Origin of the sequence: Plantactinospora sp. KBS50, assembly GCF_002285795.1 — a bacterium.
GTDB lineage: Bacteria > Actinomycetota > Actinomycetes > Mycobacteriales > Micromonosporaceae > KBS50.
In genome coordinates this window covers 1,382,072-1,406,781 of sequence record NZ_CP022961.1, presented here as the reverse complement: position 1 = coordinate 1,406,781, position 24,710 = coordinate 1,382,072, and the positions used below count along the sequence as shown (strand labels likewise).

The window sequence follows — 24,710 nt, the reverse complement described above, 5'->3', positions numbered from 1 at the left end:
CATTGGTATAGGGAGGTGGGACCGCGTGGCGGCACGCGCGATCGGCGACCCGTCGTTCGAGGACCTCACCGCCCGGGCACGGATCCGGGACGCGGCCATCCGACTCTTCGCCGAGCGCGGCATCGAGGCCACCACGATCCGGGACATCGCGGCCGCCGCCGGCGTCTCCCCGGGACTGGTCCGGCACCACTTCGGTGCCAAGTCCGCACTGCGGGACGCCTGCGACGCGTACGTGGCCGAACAGTTCGACCGGATCCGGAAGGACATGTTCGACCGGGACGGGATGGCCGATCCGACGTTCCTCGGGGCGATCCACCCGACCGCCCGGCTGCTGCAGAACTACTTCGTGCGGTCCCTCATGGACGGCTCCGGCGCCGCGACCGCACGGCTCGACGAGGCGGTCGAGACCGGCGAGCGCTGGCTGCTCGACCACGGCGCGAAGTCACGCGATCCACAGGCGATGGCCGCCGTGCTGGCCTTCATGAAGCTCGGCGTGTTCATCATGCAGGACCAGCTGTCCCGGATCCTCGGCGTGGACGTGAACACCCCGCAGGGGTACGTCCGGATGTTGCGCGGCATGGTGGACGTGACGTCCCAACCGCTGCTGACCCCGGAGCAGGCCGAGCAGTTGCACGCCGGCCTGGACCAACTGGCCGCGAAAGACGACGGCGCGGAGAACGCCGCCTGAGACGGCGGCGCGCGAGCGCCGCGACCTTCCCGGGAGGAACCAACGATGACCGCGGCGATCAGTATTGCTGGCCTGGTCAAGACGTTCGGGCGGACCCGCGCCCTGGACGGGCTCGACCTGAGCGTCCACACCGGAGAGGTGCACGGCTTCCTCGGCCCGAACGGCGCCGGCAAGAGCACGACCCTCCGGGTGCTGCTCGGGCTGCTGCGCGCCGACTCCGGGACGGCCCGGCTGCTGGGCGGCGACCCCTGGAGCGACGCCACCGCACTGCACCGCCGGCTGGCGTACGTGCCGGGCGACGTGACGCTCTGGCCCAACCTCTCCGGCGGCGAGGTGATCGACCTGCTCGGCCGGCTGCGCGGCGGGCTCGACAGGCGGCGCCGGGCCGACCTGCTGGAGCGCTTCGACCTGGACCCGCGGAAGAAGGGCCGGACCTACTCCAAGGGCAACCGGCAGAAGGTGGCGCTGGTGGCCGCGTTCGCCTCCGACGTCGAACTGCTGCTGCTGGACGAACCGACCTCCGGCCTGGATCCGCTGATGGAGGACGTGTTCCGCCAGGTGATCCGGGAGGATCTGCAACGCGGCGACCGGACCGTGCTGCTGTCCAGTCACATCCTGTCCGAGGTCGAGGCGCTCTGCGACCGGCTCACCATCATCCGCGACGGCCGGGCGGTGGAGACCGGCTCCCTGACGCAGCTGCGGCACCTGACCCGGACCACCATCCAGGCCGACCTGGCCGGTCCGGTGGACGGGCTGGCCGACCTCGCCGGCGTGCACGACCTGCGGGAACAGCACGGCCGGGTGTCGTTCGACGTCGACGCCGACGCGCTGGACGACGCGCTGCGCCGGCTCACCCAGGTCGGCGTACGCAGCCTGGTCAGCCAGCCGCCCACGCTGGAGGAACTGTTCCTGCGGCACTACGACCGCAGCGGGGAACGGCCGGCGGAGGTGGCGCCATGACCGGCACCGGCCGGCTGATCCGGCTGATCCTGCGCCGGGACCGGTGGCTGCTGCCGCTGTGGGTGATCGTCATCGGGCTGCTGCCGATGACCTACGTGACGTCGTTCCGCAGCCTCTTCCCGACCGCGGCGGACCTGCAACGCTACGCCGACAGCAGCATGAACAGCTCCGCGTTCGTGTCCCTGTACGGCCGGCTGACCGGGCCGAGCCTCGGCGAGCTGGCCTCCTGGCGGGCCGGCTTCATCCCCGTGGTGGTCGCCCTGTTCAGCCTGCTCACCGTCATCCGGCACACCCGCACCGAGGAGGAGAGCGGTCGGCGCGAGCTGATCGGCTCCACGGTGGTGGGTCGGCACGCCGGCCTCGCCGCGGCGCTCGTCACCACCTGTGTCGCCAACCTCGTACTGGCGCTCGTCGTCGCCGTCACGATGGCCGGCCAGGGCGTACCGGCGGCCGGCGGGCTGGCCCTCGGCCTGGAGTTCGCGATCGCCGGCTGCGTCTTCGCCGCGGTCGGCGCGGTGGCCGCGCAGCTCACCCCCGGCGCCGGCGGAGCCCGGGGTGTCGCGATCATCGCGCTCGGCATCGCGTACGTGCTCCGGGTGGTCGGCGATCTGAGCGGCCTCGCGGGGGTTCGCTGTCCTGGCTCTCGTGGGTGTCGCCGCTGGGTCTGGCCCAGCGGATCAACCCGTTCGGCGGGGAGCGCTGGTGGGTGCTCGCCGTCGCGGCCGCGATCACCGCGCTGTTCTGCGCGGTGGCCGTGACCCTCTCCGGTCGCCGGGACGTGGGCGCCGGGCTGCTGCCGGACCGGCTCGGCCGGGCGGGGGCGCCGGCCGGACTGGGCTCGCCGCTCGGGCTGGCCTGGCGGCTGCACCGCAGCCTGCTGGTCTCCTGGACCACGGGTTTCGTCCTGCTCGGACTGGTCTTCGGCAGCGTCACCAAGAGCGTTCAGGACATGGTGAGCGGAAACAGCGACCTGGAGCAGATTTTCGCGCGGCTGGGTGGCGCGAGCGGGCTGGTCGACGCGTACCTGGCCTCGACGATGAACCTTCTCGGCCTGATCGCCGCCGGGTACGCCATCCAGGCGACCCTCCGGATGCGCGCCGAGGAGGCCGGCGGGCGCGCCGAACCGCTGCTCGGCACGGCCGTCGGCCGGCTCGGCTGGGCCGCCAGCCACCTGTTGTTCTCGCTGCTCGGCCCGGCCGTCGTGCTGGCCGCCGCGGGGGTGGCGACCGGGCTCACGGCCGGCGCCGTCGGTGACGGCATCGACCGGATGCTGCCCCGGGTGCTCGCCGGCGCCCTGGTGCAGTTGCCGGCGGTCTGGGTGCTGGTGGCGATCGCTGTGGCGCTGTTCGGCTTCGCCCCCGGCTGGCCCCGGTCGCCTGGGGCGCGCTCACCGCGTGCCTGCTGATCGGCCTGGTCGGCAGCGCGCTCCAACTGGACCAGCGGGTGCTGGACGTCTCCCCGTTCACGCACGTACCGCGGCTCCCCGGCGCGCACTGGTCGGTCGTACCGCTGATCTGGCTGCTGGCGGTCGCGGCGCTGCTCGGCGCCGCCGGCCTGCTCGGGTTGCGCCGCCGCGACATTCCGGTGGGCTGACGTCCCGAACATCGTCAACCCAAGGTTGACGGAGTCATGTCGTCAACCTAGAGTTGACGGCATGACCGAACCGACCCCACCGACCGTCTCCATCCGCCTCGACGACCTGATCGAGGGCATCAAACGCGCGCACCCCGACGTGCTCGACCAGCTCTCCGACGCCGTGATCGCCGCCGACCACCTCGGCGATGTCGCCGACCACCTGATCGGACACTTCGTGGACCAGGCCCGGCGGTCCGGCGCATCCTGGACCGAGATCGGCCGCAGCATGGGGGTGACCAAGCAGGCGGCGCAGAAGCGCTTCGTCCCGAAGGCACCCGGCGAGGGCACGGATCTGGATCCCAGCCAGGGCTTCAGCCGGTTCACCCCGCGAGCCCGCAACGTGGCGATGGCCGCCCACGATGCCGCCAGGACGGCCCGCAACCCCGAAGTCCGACCCGAGCACCTGGTCCTGGGCCTGATGGCCGAGCCGGAGGCCGTCGCGGCGCACGCCATCACCGCCCAGGGCGTCTCGCTGGAGGCCGTCCGGGAGGCCGCCACCGCGGCGTTGCCGCCGGCCGCCGACCAGGTGCCCGAGCTGATCCCGTACGACGACCAGGCCCGCAAGACGATGCAACTCACCTACCGCGAGGCGCTGCGGCTGGGGCACAACTACATCGGCACCGAGCATCTCCTGCTCGCTCTCCTGGAACAGGAGAACGGCACCGGCCCGCTGTCCGGGCTCGGCATCGACAAGGCGGCGGCCGAGGCCACGATCAGCGCCGCCATCTCGAAGATCGCCATCTCCTTCCAGCAGGAGTGAGCGGTACGCCGTCCCGGCGCAGCGAGCCGTCCCGCTGCCCGTCCCGGCGCGGCACGGTCCGGGCGCAGTGCCGTCCGGGCGCGATGCCGTCCGGGCGCGATGCCGGTTGACTCGGACGCGCGGCGTCGGGTTGCGAGGCCGGAACGACCACCATCGGAGCGGGCGGACCCGGCCGCGCACCGCGGGCGGAAAGTGTCATACGGCCGTGCCAACGTATGGATCGTGATGGACGGGTTGGCGCGGGTGGACAGGGCGGTCACGGCCTGCCTGGCCGCGCCGGCCTGGGCACTGCCCGAGGAGGCCCTCGTCGAGGCGCTGGACGAGGCACACCGGCTGGGCCAGCGGCTCGCGGTGCTGGAGCGTGTCCTGGTGCGCGAGGTGGACGGTCGAGGGCTGGCCCGCGCCCAGGGCGCCACCTCGACGGCCGGGTGGCTACGAGACCGGCTACGGGTGTCGATCCAGTCGGCGCGGCGGCTGGTGGCCGACGCCGGCTGGCTGGACGCCGCCGACGACCCGGGCACCACCGACGATCCGGGCACCACCGGCGACCCGTCCGGCACCACCGACGACCCGGGCACCACCGGCGACCCGTCCGGCACCCGCACCTACGCCTCGGTCGAGCCCGGCACTGGGATCGGCGCGGCCGGCGCCCCGTCTCCCGCCGATGCGCTGCCGGATGCCGCCGGTCGGACCGGGTTGGACGGCGCCGTCACCACCGGCCCAGGTCCAGGCGCGGGCGGTGCCGGCGGCGCGGGCGGTGCGGACCGTGCCGGCGCCCCGGGATTGAGCGCGGCCGCCGGCTGCGGCACCGCGGCGGCCGGTCCGGTGCTGCGCGAGGCGCTCGCCACCGGCAGGGTCAACCTGGAGCAGGCGCGCATCATCGCCGGCGCCGTCGAGAGCGTTCGTAAGGAGGCCGGGCCGGACACGGCCGACAAGGCCCTGTACACCCTGTTGGCCGATGCCCGGCGCTTCGAGCCGAGGGCGTTGCGCGCCCTCGCCGACCGGATCCTCTGGCATGTCGCCCCCGATGCGGCCGAGGAGGCCGACCGTGCGGCCCTGCGGAGGGCGGACGACGAGGCTCAGCGCCGCCGGCACCTGACGCTGTCGGCGACCGACGACGGGCGGATGCGGCTGCGCGGCCTTCTCGACTCCGAGACCAGCGCCACCCTGCTGGCGGCGCTCGACCCGCTGACCCGTCCCGCCGGGCTGGGCGACGACCGCACATCGGGGCAACGCCGGCACGACGCGCTGGGCGACATCTGCCGCCTCGCACTGCGTACCGGCGAACTGCCCGACAACGGTGGCGAGCCGGCCCAGATCGTCGTCACCACCGAGTACGCGGCCCTGACCGCCCGGTTGACCGCCGTCGGTCTCCCGGCCGCACGCCAACCCGGCGCCACGTCCGGCACCCGCAGCTCAATCGCGCGCCCTTCACCCGAGCCCGCACCAGCCGAGCGCGGCCCGACCGAGCCCACACCAGCCGAGCAGGGCTCGATCGAGTCCACGCCGGCCGAGCGCCGCCCAACCGAACACACGCCGGCCGAGCGCCGCCGAACCGAGCGCATGCCGGCCGAGCGCGGCGCCGCGAGGCGTACCCAGTCCGGGATCGGCCGGCTCCGGCGCACCACGCACGAGCGCGGCGGGTGCGGGCCGCGCCCACCCCAGCGTGCGGCGCACAACTGTGGGCAACCAGGCCGGACCGGGCGGGCTCCCGCGGCCGGTAGCGGCCAACGTCGGCCCGAACGGCCCGTTCCTCGCATCCGCAACGGCACCGCGGGCACCACCGGCACCGCCACCGGCCGCTGGCAGCGACCGCGAGGCGCGCCAACCGAAACGCCAACCGAAACCGCCGTGTCGGGCGGACCCCCGACACCCCAAAGCTCTCCGCCGGCCGACCCGAGCACCCTCGGGACCCAGCGCGGCTCGCCCACGACCGACCAGCGGCCTGCCAGCACCGATCGCGCCCCCGCCACGCCCGTCCACGAGGCCACGGCGCCCGCCCAGGATGCTCTGGCCGTCCAAGACGCTGCCGCGACCGTGCAACGGTCCCCCAGGCTCGACCACGGCTGCGCCACGGCGGACCAGCAGCAAGACCCGGGCCGGGACCAAGACCCGGGCCGGGACCGGGCCCCGGGCCGGGACCGCCACAGTCGGGGTCCGGACCGGGACCAGTGGCAAGCCCGGGACCGGGACCACGGCCGCCAGGGTCGGGGCCGACTCGGACCCGGCAGGCTGGACAACGATCTGCGGCTGACTCCCGCGACCGTCCGGCGGCTGGCCTGCGATGCGGCCATTCTCCCGGCCGTACTCGGCAGCCAGGGCCAGGTCCTCGACCTCGGCCGGCAACGCCGCCTGTTCACCGGACCACTGCGCCGCGCCCTGGTCCTGCGCGACCGCGGTTGCGCCTTTCCCGGCTGCGACCGCCCACCGCGGTGGTGCGACGGCCACCACATCCAACACTGGGCCGACGGCGGCGCCACCGCGCTCCACAACGCCGTCCTGCTCTGCCGCCACCATCACCGGGTCATCCACCAGGACGACTGGACCGTCCGCATCGCCGCGGACGGTCACCCCGAATTCGTCCCACCCGCCTGGATCGATCCGGAGCAACGCCCCCGCCGCAACCGCTACCACCGACGAGCCTGACGGCCCGAGCGGCGGGCACCGGCACCCGGCCGGCCGTCACCCCGACCCGGCGTCAACCCTCGGCCCGGCACCAACCGCCAGCCCAGGACCCACCCCGACGCGGAGCCGACCCCGACCCGAGCAACCCGCCAGCCGAAGACCGACCCCGACCCAGAGCCGACCCCGACCCGAGCCAACCGCCAGCCGAAGACCGACCCCGACGCCCGACCCAACCGCCGGTCCAGGCTCGAGCCGGACGCGGAGCCAACCCCGGCCCGAGGCTAACCGCAAGTTCGGGACCAACCCCGGCCCAGGGCCGACCCGCGGCAGGCGCGAATCCCCGAGCCGGAGCGGAGCCTCGGCGTACGAGCTTCTCCGGGGTCAGCCGGCCAACCGGATCTCGCAGCTCGCGGCGCCGGCGGGCGGCTCGACCAGGACGCCCGAGCCGGTGGAGCTGACGCCGTCGGCCGGCGCCGCGGCGCGTTCGCCGACCACAAGTACGCGCCAGGGCGCCGGCTCGCCGCGCCGCTGCACGCGGATGGTCGCGCCCTCCCGGCGTACCTCGAAGGTGGCGGCGTCCGTGCCGTCGGCCGCCGGCACGGTGACGGTGCGGGTGCCGTCGGGCACACCGTACAGCCGCAGGGTGACCCCGTCCGCGTAGTCGTAGTCCGGCCGGTCCTCCCGGGCGCCCAGGGCCAGCGCCGCCCCGGGGCGGACCAGCAGCGGCACGCTGTCGAACCCGTGCGTCTCGCGGACCCAGCCGGGACCCTCGACGGTGCTGCCGTCCAGGAACCTGGTCCACCGGCCGGCGGGCACGTAGTACGACGTGTCGCCGTCGGCGCTGAAGACCGGGGCGACCATCAGGTCGTCGCCGAGCATGTACTGCCGGTCCAGGTACACGCAGGCCGGGTCGTCCGGGAAGGCCATCGCCATGGGCCGCAGCATCGGGGCGCCGGCCCGGTGGGACTGGACGGCCGCGCCGAACAGGTACGGCATCAGCCGGCACTTGAGGCGGGTGAACTGTCGAAGGACGTCGACGGCCTCGTCGTCGAACAGCCACGGCACCCGGTAGGTCTGGTTGCCGTGCAGCCGGCTGTGCGAGGAGAGCAGCCCGAACGCGATCCAGCGCTTGAACACCGCCGGGTCGGGCCGGCCCTCGAAGCCGCCGATGTCGTGGCTCCAGAAGCCGAATCCGCAGGCCGCCAGGGACAGCCCGCCGCGCAGCGTCTCGGCCATCGACTCGAAGGTGGCGGAGTTGTCCCCGCCCCAGTGCACGGGGAACTGCTGGCCGCCGACGGTGGCCGAGCGGGCGTAGAGCACGGCCTCGTGTTCGCCCCGGTAGTCGCGCAGCGTCTCGAAGACGGTCTCGTTGTACAGGTGCGTGTAGTAGTTGTGCATGCGTTCCGGATCGGAGCCGTCGAAGTATTCGACATCCAGCGGGATGCGCTCCCCGAAGTCGGACTTGAAGCAGTCGACGCCCATCTCCAGCAGCGCCCGCAGCTTCGCCGCGTACCAGGCCCGGGCGTCCGGGTTGGTGAAGTCGACCAGGGCCATGCCGGCCTGCCAGCGGTCCCACTGCCAGACGTCGCCGTCGGGCCGACGCAGCAGGTAGCCGGCGGCCGCCCCCTCGGCGAACATGGCGGACCGCTGGGCGATGTACGGGTTGATCCAGAGTGAGATCCGCAGGCCGCGGTCGGCCAGCCGGGCGAGCATGCCGGGTGGGTCAGGAAAGATCTCGCTGTTCCACTCGAAGTCGCACCAGTGGAATTCCTTCATCCAGAACGTGTCGAAGTGGAAGACGCTCAACGGCAGGTCGCGCTCGGCCATGCCGGCCACGAACTTGGTCACCGTCTCCTCGTCGTACGGAGTGGTGAAGGAGGTGGTGAGCCAGAGCCCGAAGGACCACGACGGCGGCAGCGCCGGCCGGCCGGTGAGCGCGGTGTACCGGCGCAGCACCTCCAGCGGGGTGCGACCGTAGATGACCAGATAGGACAGGGTCTGCCCGGCGACGCTGAACTGGGTACGGGACACCACCTCCGAGGCCACCTCGAAGGAGACCCGGCCGGGGTGGTCGACCAGTACGCCGTAGCCCCGGTTGGTCAGGTAGAACGGCACGTTCTTGTACGCCTGCTCGCTGCAGGTGCCGCCGTCCTCGTTCCAGATGTCCACGGACTGGCCGTTCTTCACCAGCGGCCCGAACCGCTCCCCCAGTCCGTAGACGGCCTCGCCGACGCCCAGGTCGAGCTGTTCGTGCACGTAGTGGCGCGCGCCGTACGGGTCGGGGCCGTCCCGTCCCACGACGGCGTCGGCGCCGTGTCCGGCGGCCCGGTCGTACGGCTCCGGCCCGGCCGTCACGTCGACGATGCCCATGCCCTTGCGGCCGCTGCCGGTGAGCACCCGGCCGTCGGCCACGAAGTCCAGCCGCCAGCCGTCGTCGCCGGAGAACCGGGCGGTGAGCGCGCCGGAGGTGAACGTCGCGCCGGCCTCGTCGACCGCGGCCTCGACCGGGGTGTCCGGATCGTCGGCGATCTGGAAGCTCGGCTGGCGGGGCCGTTCGCCGAGGAAGTGGCCGATGGTCACCCGGATGACGTCCGGCATCGGGGAGGTGCAGCTCACCGTGATGATCGGGGCGTCGAGCGTGTGCTCCCGGCTGCGTACCGGGCGGGCGGCGGCGTACACGGTGAGCGAGTGGGCGTCCGCCGACGCGTCGACCATCTGCACCGGGTGCAGCACCGTGAGACCGTCGCGCTTACGCCAGTACCCGTCGGTGAACTTCATCGACCATCCTTCGCTGGATCGGCGGACTACTTGATGGCGCCCGCGGCGATGCCACGGGTCAGCGTGCGCTGGAAGATCAGGAAGAAGATCAACGCGGGCAGGATGCCGATCAGCGCGGAGGCACTGGTGGTGGTGGCGTCCATCTGCCGGTCGCCCTGCAACACCCCGAGTGCCACCGGAACGGTCTGGGTGTCCTTGGAGACCAGGAAGATCAGCGGCAGGAAGAACTCGTTCCAGGTCCACACGAAGAAGAAGGTGAACAGCACGGCGAGGGTGGGTCGGCTCACCGGGACCACGACCTGCCACAGCGTGCGCCACCTGCCGGCACCGTCGACCGCGGCGGCGTCGAGCAGTTCGGTGGGGAACTCCAGGTACACCGACGCCAGCAGGTAGGTGCCGAACGCGCTCTGGATCACCGTGAAGATGATGATGACGGCGGTCAGGCTGTCGTACAGGTGCAGGCTCTTGGAGATGTAGTAGAGCGGGTAGGCCAGCACCTCCTGCGGCAGCAGGTTTGCCACCAGGAAGAAGACCAGGAACCAGATCCGGCCGCGGATCCGGCCGATGCCCAGGGCGTACGCGTTGAGCACGGACAGCCCGACGCCGAGGACCGCCACGGTCAGGCTGATCACCAGGCTGTTGAGCAGCTTGCGGGTGAAGTCGACCCGGTGCCAGAAGTCCACGATGCCGGACAGGTGGAGCGACCGGGGCAGGGCGAGCGGTCCGTTGCTGGCGTAGTCGGCCGGGCTCTTGACCGCGTTCAGCGCCACCACCAGCATCGGGGCGATCACCAGCAGCACGGCCACCAGCAGCAGGGCCAGTACCAGGAACCGGGCCGGGCGGCGACGGCGCTGCCGGACGGTGGGGAGTGCGGTCATCGTTGCCCCGTTCCGGAACGCTGGTCCCGGTCCTGCAACCGGAGGAACACGATCGCCAGGCCGACGATGAGCACCGTGAGCACGGTGGAGATGGCCGAGCCGTACCCGACGTTGAACTTCTCGAAGAAGTTCTTGTACGCGAAGTAGGACGGCACCAGGGTCGCGTTGCTCGGGCCGCCGCGGGTGAGCACGAAGATCTGACCGAAGATCTTCAGCGCGGCGATCGTCGTGGTCACCAGGACCACGTAGAACTCGGGTCGGATCAGGTGCACGGTGATCCGGCGGAACCGCTGCCACCAGCCGGCGCCGTCCAGCGACGCCGCCTCGTAGAGCTCCGGGTCGATGCGTTGCAGGCCGGCCATGAACATCACCACCGGATAGCCCAGTTGCACCCAGACCATCACGGCCATCACGCTGGGCAGCGCGTACTTCGGGTCGCCGAGCCAGTTGCGGGCCAGCCCGTGCAGCCCGGCGGAGTCGAGGATCCGGTTCAGCGCCCCGTAGCTGGGGTGCAGGATCCAGCCCCAGACGATGCCGGTCACCGCGACGGGCAGCACCTGCGGCAGGTAGAACCCCGACCGGAAGGCGCTGGCCCAGCGGTTACTGAACGCCGGCGCCACGTAGTCGAACAGCACCGCGGCGAGAATCAGGCCGAGCAGCGTCGGTATCACCGCCATCGCCACGATCAGCGCCAGGATGTGCCCGAACGAGGCCCAGAAGTTCGCGTCGGCGAACAGCCGGGTGTAGTTGTCCAGCCCGACCCACTCGGGGCTGCCGATTCCGGTCCACCGGGTGAAGCTGATCCCGATGGTCATCACCAGCGGCACCACGATCACCGCGACCGCGGCCACCACCCCGGGGATCAGGAACACCACGTACCCGCCGCGCCGGGACCCGCCCCCGCCTGTCATCCACCCGCCTCTCGCCGTCCGCCCGTCCCACCGGTGTGCCCGTCCCACCGGTGTGCCCGGCGTCCGTCGGACGCCAGGCACACCGCGGGCTCACTTGCCGATGTCGGCCAGGTTGTCCTCGTACGGCTTGGCGATCTCGTCGAGCATCGCGTCCGGGGACTTCGAGCCGTTGATCAGCCCCTGCACCCCGCCGACCAGTACGTCGTAGTAGCCGGGGGCCGGCCAGTCCGGGTAGAAGGCCAGGCCGTCACTGGACGAGATCGAGGCGAAGTTGTCGATCAGTTCCTTGTTCTTCGCGTCCTCGATCTTGCTGGTGTCGGCCGCCACCGGGATGCCGCCGTTGTTGCCCAGCAGGTTCTGCACGTCCGGCTTCATCGTGATGTCGATGAAGTCGTACGCCAGGCTCTTGGCCTTGGCCTTGGCCGGCACCACCCAGAGGTTGCCGCTGGAGCCCGGGTGCAGCTTGTTGCCGGGGAACAGGAAGGTGCCCCACTGGAATTTGTTGATCTCCTTGGTGAACCGGCCGTACCACCAGCTACCGGAGATCATGATGGGGAACTTGCCCTGCTCGAAGGCCACGCCCATGTCCTCGGCCTTGATGCTTGCCGAGTTCTTGTCCAGGTAGCCCTTCTTCACCCAGTCCGCGAAGGTCTGCGCGCCGAAGCTCAGCTCGGGGCCGTGGAAGTCCACCTTGTTCTTGTAGAGCTGGTAGTTGTCGACGAAGCCCCGGTCGGCCTTGGAGAGCGCCAGCTCGTAGAAGATCTGCTGGGCCGGGTACTCCGCGCCGCCCACCGAGATCGGCGTGACGCCGTCCTTGACGAACGTGTCCAGCACGGTCTCGAACTCGGCGAACGTCGTCGGCACCTGGACCTTGTGCTTGTCGAACAGGTCCTTGTTGTAGTAGACCATCACGTATTCGCCGTAGTTGGGCACGCCGTAGAACTTGCCGCTGCCCATGATGCCGTCCGGGCCGTACCGGGCGGTGGTCTGCAGGCTCGGGCTGAGCGCCTTGTCCCAGCCGCGCTTGCTGGCCTGGTCGGACAGGTCGGTCAGCAGCCCCTGCTTGGACAGCAGGCCGGCGGTGGCGTTGCCCTTGTTGTACTCCATCACGTCCGGGGCGCTGTCCGAGTTGAGGATCATGCCAGCGTTCTGCTGGATCTGTTCGAAGCTCTTCTCCTCGAACTTGACCTCCACCCCGGGGTGGCTGGACTTGAACTGGTTGATCGCCTCGTTCCAGGCGATCCCCATGGCGCTGTTGGGGCCCTCGTAGTGCCACAGCGTCAGGGTCTTGGCATCGCTGCCCTCGTCGTCGGAACTGCCACACGCGCTCACCGCGAGAGATGCCGCCAGCAGCAGCGCACCCGCGGCCATGCTGGCTCGTGATCTGACCATGCGGTCCTCCCAGCAGGCTCGGGCCTGGATGTCGGGGTGCCATCGTCGAAGCGCTTCGACGTTTGCCTTGGCAGACGCTAAGGAACGAGCCCCCTGGATGTCAACGGTCCGTCCTGGTCCAGCAGTCAGCGAACGCGCGGATTCAAATCGTACGGGCGGTATGCCCCGTTACGAATCCGCGGATCCGCGGGCGTCGACTGGATCCGCGGGCACGGGCGGATCCGCGGGCACGGGCGGATCCGCGGGCACGGGCGGATCCGCGGCTCAGCGGCGGCTCACCGGCGGCGCCGGTTGCGCGGCACCGCCGGCGCCCCGCAGCTCTCCCGTTCGACAAGCGTCGGCGGGAGCAGCCGGGTCGCCGACGTGCCCTGCCCGTCCAGCAGCCCCATGGCCATCTCGACGGCCAACGTGCCGACCTCGTGGGCGGGAATGTCGACCGAGGTCAGCGGCACCGGCAGGCCGACCGCCACGTCCCGCGGGCAGACCGCCACCACCGAGATGTCCGTCGGGATCCGCCGGCCCCGCATCCGCAACTCGTCCAGCAGCGGCAGCAGGGCCTCCTCGTTGTGCACCACCAGCGCCGTCACGCCGGCCAGCTCGGCGTCGATGGCGGCCAGACAGGCCCGTACGCCGTCGCCGCCCGGCTCGCAGGCCCGGGTCACCGCCTGCACGCCCAACTCCGCGGCGGCCGCCTGGAAGCCGACCAGGAACCGGTCGGCGTAGCTGGTGTGCCGGGCGTAGACCACCGGCGTCGGACCGACCAGGGCGACCCGCCGGTGCCCGTGCCCGGCCAGGTGCCGCAGGCACTCCCGGCCGGCGGCGTCGAAGTCGAGGTCGACGCAGGCGGTGCCGGCCGGATCCTCCGGCAGGCCGATCAGCACGGACGGCTGCCGCAACCGGCGCAGCGCGGGGATCCGCAGGTCCCGGCGCTCGACGTCCATCACGATCAGTGCGTCGACCATGGTGGCCCCGGCCACCCGCTCCAGCCCGGCGGTGCCCTCGTCCTTGGTCAGCAGCAGCACGTCGTGGTTGTGTGCCCGGGCCGCGGTCACGACGGCGGTCACGAACTGCATGATCACCGGCACGTTGACATCCAGCCGCAGCGGCACCACCAGGGCCAGCACGCTGGTCCGGCTGCTGGCCAACGCCCGGGCGCCGGCGTGCGGGTGGTACCGCAGTTCGGCGATGGCGGCCTGGACCCTGGCCCGGGTCTCCGCCGAGATCGGGCGGCGACCGCTGAGCACGTACGAGACGGTGCTGGCCGACACACCGGCGGCCCGGGCGACATCGCTGATCGTCGCCATCGGCCCTCCCGTCGAATGGTCACCCCGGCGCGGACCGGTCGCCGGATCATCAGATCCTACCGGCGACCGGGTCCGCGAATCGGGTCCGGCCCGAGGTCAGAACCCCGGAGCGGGTACGTCGCCGACCGGCACCCCGCCGCGCTGCGCGCCGAGTACGACCAGGCTGGCGGGGGCATGCGGCCGGGCTGGTCGGCGACGACCGCGAGGGCGAGGGTGTTGCCGCCGTGCTCGCGCAGCAGCCCGGCCGGCAGCACGAAGTCGGTCTGCGGGCCGATGTCCGCGCCGTACTGCCCGAGGTTCCAGCCGTTGAGGTACAGCAGCACCCGGTACCCGGCCGGCGGCGCGGCGCCGAACCGCAGCGCGACCGAGCTGTCCTGGTGCCGCGGCAGATCCAGCCGGAAGGAGGTGCGGAACCAGTTGACCCCGGTGGAGACCGGGGCACCGGCCAGCACGCCGCCGGGAGTGCCGGCCGGCGGCCAGGACCGGTCCGGGTAACCGGGCAGCGTCCAGCCGGTGCGCTCCCCGTACAGGCCACCGGTGTTCAGCGGGCCGCGGACCGGGTCGGTCAGGTCCTCGCCGCCGGCCGCGCCCTGGATCCGCCACCGGATCGCGGTGCCGCTGCCACTGCCACTGCCGGTGCCGCTGCCGGTGCCGCTGTCGCCGGTGCCGCTCGTGACGGCGGCGCCGACCAGGCCGCGCGGCTGGCGGAACCGGATCTCCTCGGCCGTCCAGTCGTCGTTCTGGCCCATGTTCTGCACCAGCACGGCGATGGTGGCCGGGGTGCCCGGCCGCAGCAGGCCGGCGGGCAGTGCGAAGGTGCCCGGCCCCGGATCCGGGTTGGCCGGCGGGCCGGCGTCGGCCTGGGTGCCGCCGGCCGCCGCGCCGAGGTAGCGGCCGTTCACCCAGACCAGGTAGTTGCCGCGCCGGCCGGTGACGGCGTTCAGTTTGACCTCGGTCTCCTCGCCGGTGGCGGTGAAGTGGCCGCGGTACCAGACGCTGCCGCTGTGGTAGCCGTAGTCGTCGGAGTAGAGCACCGGCAGCGTCACCGGCGGGATCGGGCTGAGCGTGCTGGTGTGGTCGGCCACCGTCCAGTCCGAGTCGTCGAAGTCGGCCGCCGCCTCGGGCGCACCGGTCCGGGTCCGCCAGCCGTCCAGGGCCGGCAGCGACACCGGGGCCGGGCCGGGCAGCCGGCCCTGCACCGAGCCGCTGCGGGTGGCGCGTACCGGCACGGGCTGGCCGTTGACGGTGAGCCGGCGGGCCGGGCCGAAGACCTCGACCTCGCCGGCGGCGCCGGTGTCGGCGCGCAGCTGCACGGCGCCGGCGCCGGCGGTGGCCGACCGCACCAGCGAGGTGCCGCGGACCAGCAACGGGCCGGAGGCGGTGTCCACCTGCCAGAACGCGGCGGCCGTGTCCGGGGTGCCGAGCAGCAGCGTCAGCGGCCGGCGGCCGCCGCCGGTGACCAGCACCCGGGCCAGCCCCCGGTGCGTGTAGTCCAGCCGCAGGTCACCGCGGTCCGGGTCGTAGGTCGCGGCGACGTCGCCGGCCAGCACGGTCACCCGGGGACGGCTGCGGTACCGCAGCACGGTGGTGCCGGGCCGGCCCTCGTCGCCGTAGAGCAGGGCGACGTCCCGACCACCGGCCGCGACCTGCGTCATGATCTCCGAGCTGGACAGCACCAGCCGCTGCCCGCCCAGGTCGTAGCCGGCGACGAGGATCTTGGCGTCCCGGCCGGTGAGCCGTACCGGCACCCGGTAGCGCCCGTCCGGCGTGGCCCAGTCCAGGGTGCCGGCGTCGTCGGTGTCCGCCGCGGCGTCGGCGTGGCGCAGCAGCACGAACTGGGTGTGCGTGTCCGGGTTGACCCGCGCCGCGGTGCTCAGCGCGGCGTTGTCCACCGCCGGGCCGGCCGCCGGGTCGGTCCTGGTCAGCGGGGTGAGCGTACGCAGGAAGTAGCCCTGCCGCTTGAACTCGTCGTACTTGGCGGTGAGCTGCCGGCCCTCGGTGATCGCGGCGCCGTAGTCGTACGAGGTGTAGACGTCGTTGGGCTGGCCCAGCCAGCCCCAGTTGGTGCCGCCGAAGCCCATGTAGTAGCTGAACGCGGTGGCGCCGCTGGTGATCGTGTTGTTCTTGTGGAAGAAGCGCATGTACGCCGGCCCGGTCAGCTCGCGGCACGCGGCGTAGCCGGCGTTGTCGAGGTCGATGGCGCCGGCCTGGTACTCGGCGGCGAACACCGGCGCGTCGTCCCGGATCCGTTCGGTGACCCCCTCACCCCACGGCCCCCACACCTCGTCGGCGTGGCCGCAGTCGAACGACTGCGGGTAGTCGTCGACGCCGGGGATCTGCACGGCGCCGGGGCCGGCTCCCCAGGTCGACACCCAGTCCGCGGCGTCACAGCAGACGTTCGTGGTGATCGGCACATCGACGCCGTGCGACCGGGCGGTGTCCTGGAGGTCCTGCATGTACGCGGGGTCGGTGTTCACCGCGTACTCGTTCTCGACGTTGTAGAGCAGCACCGAGCCGCCGCGGGTCACCTGGTGCCGGGCGATGATCGGGTCGATGTGCGCGAGCCAGTCCCGGTACGCGGCCGTGTAGCCGGGATCGCTGCTACGGGCGCGGCCCGGGACCTGCTTGAGCCAGGCCGGGAAGCCGCCGCCGGTGGTCTCGGCGTTGATGTACGGGCCGGGTCGGGCGATCACCCAGAGCCCGACCCGCTCGGCCTCGCGCAGCAGCCGGTCCACGTCCCGCACGCCGGTGAAGTCGTACACGCCGGCCCTGGGCGAATGGTACGCCCAGTCGAAGTAGACGGAGATCGCGTTGAAGCCGGCCGCCTTCTCCTTCTCCAGGATGTCCCGCCACAGGTCCGGGCTGGGCAGCCGGAAGTAGTGGAACTCGGCCGACTGCACCAGGATGCGCCGCCCGTCCAGCTTCAGCGAGTACCGGTCGTAGGTCACCTCGTGCCGGTGACCGGCCACCGGCAGGCCGCCGGCGCCCGGCACGGCGTCCGGCACGGCCTCCGGCCCGGTGGGTCCTGCGGCGTCCGGCGCGGTGGCCGCCGCCGGGTCGGCCGGCACCGGTGCGGCGCCCGCCGTACCCGGTGGTCCCATCGGACCGGTCGCGGCGACGCCGAACGCGATCAGGGCGGCGAGGGTGCGGCGGACACGCATGGCGGGCGACCTCCAGGTGGCGACGGGGCGTTCGCCCGGCCGGGAGGTACGCATCCGGCCGGGGTCGAGCGGAACGGATGCGTTCCGGCCCCACCGCCGGGCGGTCGGCGGTGGGGCCGGAACGCGGCTTACCGGATCGAGAACTCCGACAGCCGCAACGCGGAACCGAACACCAGGTACACGTCCTGGATCCCACCGCTGCGGGCCAGCGTGGCACTGGTGGTGGCGTACGTGTACTTGTCACCGGTGCTGGGCACGGTGGCCGTACCGAGCAGGCGTCCGGTCGGCGAGCCGAGCCGGACCTCGATCGTGCCGTCACCGGCCGCCGCGCGGGCGACCTTCGCGGTGAACGTGCCGGCGCCCCGGCGCAGGTCGGCGTGGGCGTAGGAGACCCACTGGCCGGCCTCGCCGGCCCCGACCGCGGTGCCGGCGGCCTTGCTCTGGTCGACAAGCGACACCCCGGCGTACCGGTCGAAGTTCTCCGCCCGGGTCGGCCGGGACAGGTCGCGCGGCGGGATGGTCTCGCCGTGCACCCGCACCGCTGCCCGCTGCCGGATGTCCGTCGAGGACGACCCGACCATCAGGTCGTACGTCGAGTCCTCGACCACCCAGCGGGACCGGGTGACGTCCCAGTGCGCGAGGTCGGCCACCGGCACCCGCAGCGTCACCCGGCGGGTCTGGCCGGGCGCGAGGTCGACCCGCTGGAAGGTCCGCAGCGCCCGGATCGCCGTGGCGTCCCGGGAGGTGCGCTGGTGGGTGTAGAGCTGCACGACCTCGGCGCCGGCCCGGGAGCCGGTGTTGGTGACGTCGACGGTGGCCGTGATGGTGCCGTCGGCGCCGACCGAGTGGGTGTTCGTGCGCAGGTTGCCGTAGCGGAACCGGGTGTAGGACAGGCCGTGGCCGAACGCGTACAGCGGCTTGGCGTGGCTGTACAGGTAGGTCTGCCGGGACGAGATGATGTCGTAGTCCAGCAGGTCCGAGGGCAACTGCTCGTCCGACCGGTACCACGTCTGGGTCAGCTTGCCCGACGGGTTGTGGTCGCCGAACAGCACGTCGGCGATGGCGTGCCCGGTCTCGGCGCCGGCGTGCGTGGTCCAGACGATCGCCGGGACGTGCTCCTGCTCCCAGGTGATGGTGTCCGGGTAGCTGGTCTGGAGCACCAGCACGGTGTGCGGGTTGGCCTTCGTCACGGCCTTGACCAGCGCCTCCTGGCTGGCTCCGAGCGCCATCGTGGTGCGGTCGTGCGCCTCCCGGCCGTTGATGAACGGGTTGCTGCCGACCACCAGCACCGCGGTGTCCGCGGCCTTGGCCGCGGCCACGGCCCTGTCGATCCCGCTGCTGATCACCTCGCGGCTGAAGTGCGCCGCGTTGGCGGCGTTGGCCGCGCCCAGGGTGAGCGCGCCGTCGTCGCCGACCGTGATGTACGTGTTGGGGCCGAACCAGCTCTCGGTCGACTCGTAGCCGGCGTAGTGCAGCACGTAGCTGCCGTCGTCCTGCGCCTCGAGCTTGAACTGCTGCTGCACGAACCAGCCGTTCGGCTGGTCGTCGCGGGTGATGAACGGACCCCAGTTGTAGCCCAGGTAGCGACCGTTCTCCACGTTGCGCAGGGTGAGCACGCCCTGTCCCCAGTCGACGCTGTCGAACTGGGCGGCCGGGGTGGCCGACTCGCCCGTGGCGGTGACCGTGTCGGCGTCGGTGGTGCCGGTGGCCGTGACGTACCGGCCGGTGGCGTTGTCCTTCAGCGCGATCCGGTCCGCGCCGTCCACCCCGGTCACCGAGGCCGACCCGCCGAGCCGCTCCCGGATCCCGTCCAGCGCCGTGACCTGGTACGGCAGGAACCCGCCGTACCAGTCGGAGTAGAGGGTGTCGCCCAGCGGGCCGAGCACGGCCACGCTGCGGGTCCGGTCGGCGTTCAGCGGCAGGGCGTTGCGGGAGTTCTTCAGCAGCACCATGGCCTCGTCGGCGGCCTGCCGGGCCAGCTGCTGGTGCTCCGGGCTGTTGATCACGTCGGGGGTGATCCCGCCGTACGGGCCGCCGCCGGGGTCGAACTCGCCGAGCCGGATCCGCAGGTTGAGCGTCTCCCGCAGCCGGGCGTCGATGTCCTGCTCGGTGAGCAGCCCCTGGTTGAGCGCCTCCCGCACCGCCGTGGTGGTGGGCTCGGCGTTCGTGTCGTCGGTGGTGAAGCTGTTGGTGCCGGACTTGATGATCGCGGCGTTCGCCTCGGCCTGGGTGGCGTAGTAGGCCTGCGAGGCGGTGAGGTTGTTCGGCGCCCAGGCGTCGGTGACGTTCATCAGCGGCCGGTCGGTCCAGCTCCGTACCACGGTGGCCAGGTCCGGGTCGACGGTGGCCGGGCGGCCGTTGACCAGGTTGTACGAGGCCATCACGCCGGTCGCGGCGTCGGCCGAGATGGCCGGCTTGAAGGCGGCCCGGTCGTACTCGTTGAGCACCCGGGGCGGCACGTTGGACGAGGTCACGTCGCGCAGGACCTCGTTGTTGTAGGCCAGGTAGTGCTTGAGGGTCGGCGCCGCCTTCAGGTGGTCGGGGTCGTCGCCGGTCATCCCCGAGCCGTACGCCGTGGAGATCGCGCCGGTCAGGGTCGGGTCCTCGGAGTAGCCCTCCTCGTTGCGGCCCCAGCGCGGGTCGCGCAGCAGGTTGACCACGGGCGCCCACAGGTTGAGGCCCCAGACCCGGGGGTTCACCGCGTGGTAGCCGCGCGCCTCGTCACCCACCGCCGAGCCGACCCGCTGGATGAGGTCGGTGTCCCAGGTGCTGGCCATGCCGACGGGCTGCGGGAAGGACGTACCCTCCGCGGTCACCACCGCGCCGCCGTTGTCGATGTCGGTGGACCAGGCGACCCCGTGCAGCGCCTCGGTTCCGGTCTTGAACAGGTCGATACCCAGCCGGGGAATGGCCGGCTGGTACTGGTGCAGCAGGGAGATCTTCTCGTCCAGCGTGAGCCGGCCGAGCAGGTCGTCGACCCGGGTGTTCAGGGGCAGGTCCGGGTTCCGGAACGGGTACGTGGGCTCGGCGAGCGCGGTGCCGGGAACTGCTGGCAGGACCAGCAGGGCCAGCACCAGCCCAGTCACACCGCGCCGGAGGCGCCTTTTCCGCATGCGGGTTTCCTCCTCATGGCAGCCGCGGGCACCGCCGGCGCTCCGTGGGGTTGGCACGGAGCATCGCCGCGCGGCCCGGCCGGAAACGGCGGCCGGGCGCGCGGTGCTGTCGTCGGACGAGTCTTTCCGTCGTCGGTCGAGCCAGCGCGGGCGGTGACGCGGACGGTTTGGTCGCAGCTCAACGGCCTCGACAGGGCGGTCCGCTTGCCCGTCGAAGCGCTTCGATTGTCGGCGGCAGCGCTACCGCCGCGGATCTTCGATTTGGCTGCCAACTATAGACGCGCCGCAATGTCCCGGGCAATACCACGGCCGGCCGAACGCCCCTGGGCCGCCAGGCCGGCAAGAAGCACCCGGCCGGACCGGTACGGACGCCGCGGGCGAGCCGGCGAAGGCTCGCGGCGGACGGGACGGCCCGCGAGCCACCGGGAAAGGAATGGAAAAGAAAGGGCAGGGACCATTTCCTGCCACTTCCAACATATAGCGCATCCGGGGGCTTGCGGCAAGACCCGGGTCGTCTTGCAGAATCGTCGACCGAGCCTCGCCACCTGCGCAAACGAACTCGTCAAGCGCCGCCGGTGGCGCGCGCGTACGCGCGGAAAAAATGCGAACGACCTCCGATCGGAGCTGATGGCGTGACCACCGTGACCACCGACGCGTTCGACCTGCCCGATCACCTCGCCGCCAAGGCCGACCCGGCGCTGATCGCCGCCGACCAGCGACACTTCGCGGCCATCGCGGAGACGCTGGCGCGGTCGATCGCCGAGGTGTCCGAGCAGCTCGCCGCCGCGCGCCGGGCGCCCGGCGGCAAGGGCCGGCAGGCGGTGGACCGGGACCAGGCGGTGCGTCGGCTGGCCGCCCGCCAGCGCGCCCTGCGCCGCTTCGGTCTGGACCTCTGCCTCGGCCGCATGATCCGCGCGGACGACGCCGAGCCGGTGTACGTGGGCCGGTTCGGTCTGACCGGCAGCGACGGCCGCCGGCTGCTGCTGGACTGGCGGTCCCCGGCGGCCGAGCCGTTCTTCGGGGCGACCCACGCCAACCCGATGGGGTTGGTCAGCCGCCGCCGGTACCGCTGGACGCTGGGCCGGATCAGCGACTACTGGGACGAGGTGTTCACCCCGGACGGGCTGGCCGGGCACGCCGCGCTCGACGACCAGTCCGCCTTCATCGCCAGCCTGGGCGTCCACCGCTCGGCCCGGATGCGGGACGTGCTGGCCACCATCCAGGCCGACCAGGACGCCATCATCCGGGCGGGATCGCGCGGCGCGCTCGTGGTGGACGGCGGCCCGGGCACCGGGAAGACGGTCGTCGCGCTGCACCGCACCGCGTACCTGCGCTACGCCGATCCGCGGCTCGGACCGGGCCGCGGCGGTGTCCTCGTCGTCGGTCCGCACCAGCCCTATCTGGCCTACGTCGCGGACGTGCTGCCCAGTCTCGGCGAGGAGGACGTGCAGATCTGCACGCTGCGGGACCTGGTCGCCGAGGGGGCGACGGCGATCGACGAGGACGATCCGCGGGTGGCCCGGCTGAAGTCGTCGGCGGATCTGGTGCGGGCGATCGAGACGGCCGTGCGGTTCTACGAGGAGCCGCCCGGCACGTCGATGACGGTCGCCGTCGCCGGTACCGAGATCCGGCTGAACGCCGGCGACTGGGCCGACGCGTTCGACGCGGCGGGTCCCGGCACCCCGCACAACGAGGCGCGCGAGCAGATCTGGGCGGAACTGCTGACGATCCTGCTGAACCGGTACGGCGGCGACGAGCCGACGGAGGTGGTCCGCGGCTGGCTGGAGCGCAACCGGGAACTGCGCGCCGCACTGCAGCGCGCCTGGCCGCTGCTCGACCCGGCCGACATCGTCGCGGACCTGTGGTCGGTGCCCGCGTACCTGCACCGGTGCGCCCCGTGGCTCGACCGGGACGAGATCCGGGCGCTGCAACGGCCGGACCCGCGGGCCTGGACGGTGGCCGACCTGCCGCTGCTGGACGCGGCCCGGCAGCGGCTCGGCGACCCGGCGGCGGCGCTACGACAGCGCCGGTACGACGCCGGCGTGGCCGGCCAACGCGCCCGGATGTCCCGGGTCATCGACGACCTGCTCGACGCCGACGCCTACGACGACGGCGAGGGCCTGTTCACCATGCTGCGCGGGCAGGACCTGCGCAACTCCCTGGTCGACCGGGACGGGTTGCCCGACACCGAACCGGACCGGCTGGCCGGCCCGTTCGCGCACATCGTGGTGGACGAAGCCCAGGAGCTGACCGATGCGCAGTGGCAGATGCTGTTGCTGCGCTGCCCGTCCCGCAGCCTCACGATCGTGGGAGACCGGGCCCAGGCACGGCACGGCTTCACCGAGTCGTGGTCGGAACGGCTCCGGCGGGTCGGCCTCGACCGGATCGCGCTGGCGTCGCTGAGCATCAACTACCGCACCCCGACCGAGGTGATGGCGCGGGCCGAGCCGGTGATCCGGGCGGCGCTGCCGGACGCCAACGTGCCGACCTCGATCCGCAGCAGCGGCATTCCCGTGACGCAGGGCGCGGCGGCCGAACTGGGTCCGATCCTCGACGCCTGGCTCGCCGCGCACGCCGAGGGCATCGCCTGCGTCATCGGCGACCCCGGTTTCCCGGACACCCCGCGGGTGCGGTCGCTGACTCCCGAGGGGTCCAAGGGTCTCGAGTTCGACCTGGTCGTCCTCGTCGACCCGGAGAGGTTCGGCGAGGGCATCGAGGGGGCCGTCGACCGGTACGTCGCGATGACCCGCACGACGCAGCGGCTGGTGCTGCTCACGACGTAGCGCCCGGGTCTCGCGCTCCGGGGTCACCGGGCCGGCCGGCGCGTCGGTGCCGTTTCGGCCGCCACCCGGGTGGGAAGGTGATCGGGACGAGCCGGAGAGGGAGGGCGACGTGACGAGCTTGGAGCAGCACGGCCGGCGGACGGATCCTTACGGGCAACCCGCCCCGCACGGGCAACCCGTCCCGCACGGGCGGCCCGGCCCGCACGGGCGCACGGCGGGCCGGCCGGGTCCGGCCGTGCCCGGTCTGCCCCGGGCGGCCGCCGCGCTGGCCGTCACGCTCGCCGCCGCGCTGGCGGGCTGCGCCGAGGCCGAGGAGACCGACGGGCAGGGCGCATCGTCCGCTCCGGCGCCGAGCGCCACGACGGTCGGCGTCGATCCCTCGCCGTCGCCGTCGGCGAGCGCCACCGTGACCATCCCGAAGTCCGCCTTCCTCGACCTGCCGGCGGAGCTGCGCAAGAGCCCCGCGCAGGCCACCGACGTGGCGCAGGCGTTGCCGCAGCTCTGCGGCAACGAGTTCGGCTCCGGCGGCAGATCGGTGACCGCGAGCGCCGCCATGATGAGGGACTACAAGCTGCCGACCGACCCGCCGGAGAACGTGCCGTACGGCACGATCGCGCAGACGGTGTTCGCCTTCGAGGGTTCCGGCGCCGCGGACTACCTGCAACGGGTGCGCGGCGCGGTGGAGTCCTGCCCCTCCTTCGACCGGGAGGACGCCAAGGTCACCGTCACCTCGAAGCCGATGTCCGGCATCGGCGACGAGGCGCTGCTGGTGACGCTCACCTGGCCGGGCACGAACCTCGACGGAACCCCGACCGGCGGCAAGGCCACCAGCCAGGTCGTGACGATCCGGGTGGCCGACGCGGCGACCGTGCTGTACGACCAGGGTTGGGAGGGCGCGAGCAACAAGCCCGACCTCATCGACGACTTCGCCCGGGCCGCCGTGCGCGGCCTCGACGGCTGGCAGGGCTGAGCGGGGCGGCTGAGGGCGGCCGGGCGGCGGGGAGAGATCCGGGGCCGACCCGGTACGGGCTCAGCCGGGTTCCCGGTCGGCCAGCCGGCGGATGAGTAGCTGGCCGGGCCACGGCGGCAGCCCCGGCCGTTGCACCAGGAACGCATCGGTGGGAGTGAAGCCGCACCCGACGTAGAAGCGGACCAGCTCCCGGTCGTCGCCGCCGTAGCAGTCCACCCGCAGCAGCCGCACGCCCCGGTCGCGGGCCAGTTCCTCGGCGTACGCCAGCAGCCGCGCCCCGATCCCGTGCCCGGCGTACGCGCGATCGGTGACCAGCAGCCGCACGTACAGCTCGGGCTCGGTGGCTGGCGGCACGAAGGCGCCGGCGCCGCCCACCGCCAGCGCGCCCACCGCGGCGTCGCCGAGCATCGCCAGGTACAGCCCGCCGCTGGTGGCCCAGGCGTCGGCCTGGGCGATCCGGCGCGGATCGGTCGAAGCCGGCCCGGTGCCCCACTGGCCGGTCCGGCCCCGCTCCACAAGCCAGGCGGTGGCGATGTCGAGCAGTCGCAGCACGGTGGCGGCGTCGTCCGGGCCGCCCGGGCGGATGGTCAACGGCTGTCGCGCGGTCATGCCGTCCATCCTGCGACGCTGTCGCCGCCCGCGGCGATACAGATACCGGCCCGTACCAGACCGGATACGGCACGTCCCGGATCTGCCCCGCCCGTGAAGAACCCGCACCGTAACAATCAATTCTGCAATTATCGAATCGAACG

Annotated in this window: 17 protein-coding genes; 9 read left to right on the top strand and 8 right to left on the bottom strand. The window is 72.6% G+C overall.

Features of this window, described 5'->3' with window-relative positions:
* The first annotated feature begins 25 nt into the window (after positions 1 to 25).
* From CIK06_RS06435 to CIK06_RS32320, 7 genes are all read left to right on the top strand, one after another.
* Positions 26 to 688, top strand: coding sequence for a TetR/AcrR family transcriptional regulator (locus tag CIK06_RS06435; RefSeq protein WP_232534054.1), 663 nt, complete (start codon positions 26 to 28; stop codon positions 686 to 688).
* A gap of 45 nt (positions 689 to 733) precedes the next feature.
* Entirely contained in the window at positions 734 to 1,648 is a 915-nt protein-coding gene (locus CIK06_RS06430; RefSeq protein WP_095564045.1) for an ABC transporter ATP-binding protein, read from the top strand.
* Entirely contained in the window at positions 1,645 to 2,406 is a 762-nt protein-coding gene (locus tag CIK06_RS30670) for a hypothetical protein (RefSeq protein ID WP_232534053.1), read from the top strand. Before CIK06_RS06430 ends, CIK06_RS30670 begins: the two co-directional genes overlap by 4 nt.
* Positions 2,355 to 3,053, top strand: a complete 699-nt coding sequence (locus tag CIK06_RS30665; protein ID WP_232534052.1) for a hypothetical protein — start codon at positions 2,355 to 2,357, stop codon at positions 3,051 to 3,053. The genes CIK06_RS30670 and CIK06_RS30665 overlap by 52 nt, the downstream gene beginning before the upstream one ends.
* Positions 3,054 to 3,091: 38 nt before the next feature.
* Positions 3,092 to 3,241 carry a hypothetical protein gene (locus CIK06_RS30660; RefSeq protein ID WP_232534051.1) on the top strand — a complete coding sequence of 50 codons (150 nt, stop codon included), beginning with the start codon at positions 3,092 to 3,094 and terminating at the stop codon, positions 3,239 to 3,241.
* Positions 3,242 to 3,302: 61 nt separating this feature from the next.
* A complete protein-coding gene (locus tag CIK06_RS06420; RefSeq protein ID WP_095564044.1) occupies positions 3,303 to 4,043 on the top strand; it encodes a Clp protease N-terminal domain-containing protein in 741 nt (246 codons plus the stop codon).
* Positions 4,044 to 4,268: 225 nt separating this feature from the next.
* On the top strand, positions 4,269 to 6,689 hold the full coding sequence (locus CIK06_RS32320; protein ID WP_369916182.1) for a DUF222 domain-containing protein: 2,421 nt from the start codon (positions 4,269 to 4,271) through the stop codon (positions 6,687 to 6,689).
* A gap of 360 nt (positions 6,690 to 7,049) precedes the next feature.
* On the opposite strand, the gene yicI is transcribed toward CIK06_RS32320, so the two are convergent.
* The 7 genes from yicI to CIK06_RS06370 all read right to left on the bottom strand — a co-directional run bounded on the left by yicI (position 7,050) and on the right by CIK06_RS06370 (position 20,205).
* Positions 7,050 to 9,446: an alpha-xylosidase gene (yicI, locus tag CIK06_RS06400; protein ID WP_095564043.1), complete on the bottom strand. Its 2,397-nt coding sequence runs from the start codon at positions 9,444 to 9,446 to the stop codon at positions 7,050 to 7,052.
* Positions 9,447 to 9,472: 26 nt separating this feature from the next.
* Positions 9,473 to 10,324: a carbohydrate ABC transporter permease gene (locus CIK06_RS06395; RefSeq protein ID WP_095564042.1), complete on the bottom strand. Its 852-nt coding sequence runs from the start codon at positions 10,322 to 10,324 to the stop codon at positions 9,473 to 9,475.
* Positions 10,321 to 11,235, bottom strand: a complete 915-nt coding sequence (locus CIK06_RS06390) for a carbohydrate ABC transporter permease (protein WP_095564041.1) — start codon at positions 11,233 to 11,235, stop codon at positions 10,321 to 10,323. The genes CIK06_RS06395 and CIK06_RS06390 overlap by 4 nt, the downstream gene beginning before the upstream one ends.
* A gap of 90 nt (positions 11,236 to 11,325) precedes the next feature.
* Positions 11,326 to 12,627 carry an ABC transporter substrate-binding protein gene (locus tag CIK06_RS06385; RefSeq protein ID WP_095564040.1) on the bottom strand — a complete coding sequence of 434 codons (1,302 nt, stop codon included), beginning with the start codon at positions 12,625 to 12,627 and terminating at the stop codon, positions 11,326 to 11,328.
* 275 nt (positions 12,628 to 12,902) lie between these two features.
* Positions 12,903 to 13,931, bottom strand: coding sequence for a LacI family DNA-binding transcriptional regulator (locus CIK06_RS06380; protein WP_095564039.1), 1,029 nt, complete (start codon positions 13,929 to 13,931; stop codon positions 12,903 to 12,905).
* Positions 13,932 to 13,987: 56 nt separating this feature from the next.
* A complete protein-coding gene (locus CIK06_RS06375) occupies positions 13,988 to 17,092 on the bottom strand; it encodes a beta-galactosidase (protein ID WP_232534050.1) in 3,105 nt (1,034 codons plus the stop codon).
* 128 nt (positions 17,093 to 17,220) lie between these two features.
* Complete coding sequence (locus CIK06_RS06370) at positions 17,221 to 20,205, bottom strand: glycoside hydrolase family 3 protein (RefSeq protein ID WP_095564038.1); 2,985 nt, start codon at positions 20,203 to 20,205, stop codon at positions 17,221 to 17,223.
* Positions 20,206 to 20,837: 632 nt separating this feature from the next.
* Between CIK06_RS06370 and helR the strand changes: the two genes are divergently transcribed.
* Positions 20,838 to 22,988 carry an RNA polymerase recycling motor ATPase HelR gene (gene helR / locus CIK06_RS06365; RefSeq protein WP_095564037.1) on the top strand — a complete coding sequence of 717 codons (2,151 nt, stop codon included), beginning with the start codon at positions 20,838 to 20,840 and terminating at the stop codon, positions 22,986 to 22,988.
* Between the two features lie 235 nt (positions 22,989 to 23,223).
* Positions 23,224 to 23,958 carry a hypothetical protein gene (locus CIK06_RS06360; protein ID WP_232534049.1) on the top strand — a complete coding sequence of 245 codons (735 nt, stop codon included), beginning with the start codon at positions 23,224 to 23,226 and terminating at the stop codon, positions 23,956 to 23,958.
* A 60-nt stretch (positions 23,959 to 24,018) separates the two neighbouring features.
* Here the strand turns inward: CIK06_RS06360 and CIK06_RS06355 are convergent, their stop codons facing one another.
* A complete protein-coding gene (locus tag CIK06_RS06355) occupies positions 24,019 to 24,567 on the bottom strand; it encodes a GNAT family N-acetyltransferase (RefSeq protein WP_095564036.1) in 549 nt (182 codons plus the stop codon).
* Between the last annotated feature and the right edge of the window lie 143 nt (positions 24,568 to 24,710).